At 34.6% G+C, this 2464-nt stretch carries 2 protein-coding genes; both read left to right on the top strand.

The features are described 5' to 3' along the window. Positions 1 to 511: 511 nt before the first annotated feature. Positions 512 to 946, top strand: a complete 435-nt coding sequence (locus tag BBROOKSOX_RS10035; RefSeq protein ID WP_139661593.1) for a hypothetical protein — start codon at positions 512 to 514, stop codon at positions 944 to 946. A gap of 45 nt (positions 947 to 991) precedes the next feature. Then, positions 992 to 2323: a DUF7689 domain-containing protein gene (locus tag BBROOKSOX_RS10030; RefSeq protein ID WP_139661591.1), complete on the top strand. Its 1332-nt coding sequence runs from the start codon at positions 992 to 994 to the stop codon at positions 2321 to 2323. Positions 2324 to 2464 lie beyond the last annotated feature (141 nt).

The following is a 2464-nucleotide window of genomic DNA, read 5'->3' as shown; positions in this document are numbered from 1 at the left end:
GAAACCTACTCAAAGGGCAAGTTGGTGATGAGATTAATGTTTTAATGGCTGCCTGTGCTTGGAATTTGAGAAAATGGCTAATTGCCACTGCTATTTTTTTGTTTTGGCAAAAAGTTGGGTTGTGTATGGTAAGAAGTCGCTATTTTTTCTATTGTACTCAGTAAAATATTGTCAGTCAAAATATAGTGCGATTGTTTTGAATGTTTAAGAGTGGTTTTATGGTTGGTTGTTTTGGGTTTTTAAGGGTTGACTATTTATGCAAAGGTCTCGTAGTAATAGAAGTTTTGTTGTTGAGCACACTTTATGATTTAATTAGGCTTGTTTTTTCAACAAAAAGCATTATAATGAGACCTTTGCATAAATATGAATAATCATCAAAACGCCATGTTTTGCTAATCATCCCTACTTATGCAAAAGTCTCATAATATGAATTCAACACACAGAAATCGTATCGGGCTGGGACGGGTGTTTGAACTTTTGGAACAAAAATAAATTTAGGGGGTTACTACTGATGTCAGATCTTTCAACACATATTAATTTAAAAAATAATACATCTTATACTTTAGGGCTTGTGGGTCACACTAGTGCACATGGTCACTGGGATTCTGGACCACCTTCTTCAATTGGTTCTTTTGATTCTGCTTCATTTTCTATGAAAGATCCTTCAGGTGCTGCTGCAGGCTCGGAAGGGACAGCTACATATCAGGCTGTAGTTCCTGATACTAACGAAGAGGGTAATAATTCTACTATCAATGTTACTTTTCTTGTAAGGTTTTGTGATTCGTATTCTGCAGATAACAACTATTGTTATTTTAGTACTTCTCATCCTGAATTATTCGCAATATCTTTCGAAGCTAAAACTGGTGATGGTAGCTGGAATAAAAATTATTGCCCAGAGAGCGGGCATCCAGTTTTTTTACGGCTTTTTATAAAATCGATTTCATAAGCAAAATATATTTATATCATTTTAAAATCACAAGGATAGTTCACTATGGATCTTTCTACCACCGTTCATTTAGTCAATAATACTTTATTTGAGCTTAAGTTATCTGCAAAAGCGTTAAAATGGGGATATTGGGACACTTTTCCACTCGGATTACTATTCCCTAAAACATCAAGTAAGTTTGTTGTGAAGGACACTTCTTTAGCTGCGGCTGGCTCAGAAGGCAGCGTTACTTATAGTTTTGGCGGTATCGTTATACATATGAAATTTTGTGATTCTTATTCTTTAGGTGGTAATTATGCCGCTATAGAACTTCAAAACCAAGGTCGAGAAAAAAAGTATGAGATAGGGCTTAGTTTTACAGCGCAGGTTGATGGTGGAAAAGTGTATCATGATTACTGCCCACCTGCTGGACATCCTTTGGTGCTTACCTTTGTGATAGATTCAGAATACCCATATTTTTTAAATGACAAACAATTTAAAGCTATGCAAAAAGAAGCGCCCAATATTAGCCAAAATACATTTTGTAGAATAGGCATTGACTCACAGAGATACAACTGTATAGCCTGGTCTATGGGAATTGATTATGCATGGATTAATCCACCTAAAGATATAGATAATGTTATTAAGCTCTATGCAAGTGCTGGGAGTGTAGTACATACGGGTGCAAGTGGAAATAAATGGAAGGCAAACTTTAATTATGTACCTGTTAAAAGCGGGTCTGACGATGCATCTGTTGATTTATTCTCAGTAAAAGTTGGAAATGAACTTGTAGTAGATTATGCGTCTCGACTCTATGATGATGCATTTTTTAATACAGGGGCGTGGACATCTAAAGAGAATCAGGGTTTTTTGGTAAGACATGAAAGGGCTGGTTTGGATGGTTCAAATTATGGAAGCGTTACACATTCTCTCAAGAAAGTGCCTGTAACAATACTTGAAGATTCTAAAGATATTAAATATGCAGATTTTGTTGATGTATATAAAGCAAGGCACTTGTCTATTATGGTAGAACCTTTTGATGCATTAAAAATAACAAAATTGAATGAGGCTATTGAAGGTTTAGATGATGAACTTAAAAAGAGTTTTACAAAAAGTTATATTAAATGGAGAGACAACTGTAGCACCAGTCGTTCTAGTAATACATATGAATACACATCACTTGATGGTTTTCAAGACTTGATAAATATGGGAAAGGAAGTTATACAACTCATTGCAAGAGAGATGTTAGAAGAGGATAACTTTTTTATTCTTGTTTTATATGAAAATCTACAAAAAAATGCCAAGTTAACGATAACCAATATAGAGGATTTATTACCTTTAGAAAACGAACAATCTAGAGCAAGAAGAACTATACATCTTTATCTGCAAAGTCTATAGTTTTATACAAATCATAATATTTACTTAAAGAGACCTTTGCACAAATAGGAATGATTAGCAAAATCCAATTTTTGCCCAATTGGTGATTTCTTTAAACCTTGTCCTAGCAGGGCTAAGGCTGGGTTTAAAAAATCGCCAAGT

The sequence above is a fragment of the bacterium endosymbiont of Bathymodiolus sp. 5 South genome (assembly GCF_900128535.1).
Classification (GTDB): Bacteria; Pseudomonadota; Gammaproteobacteria; order PS1; family Pseudothioglobaceae; genus Thiodubiliella.
The sequence above is the reverse complement of the archived record's forward strand: the minus strand, read 5'-3'. Positions and strand labels throughout refer to the sequence as shown.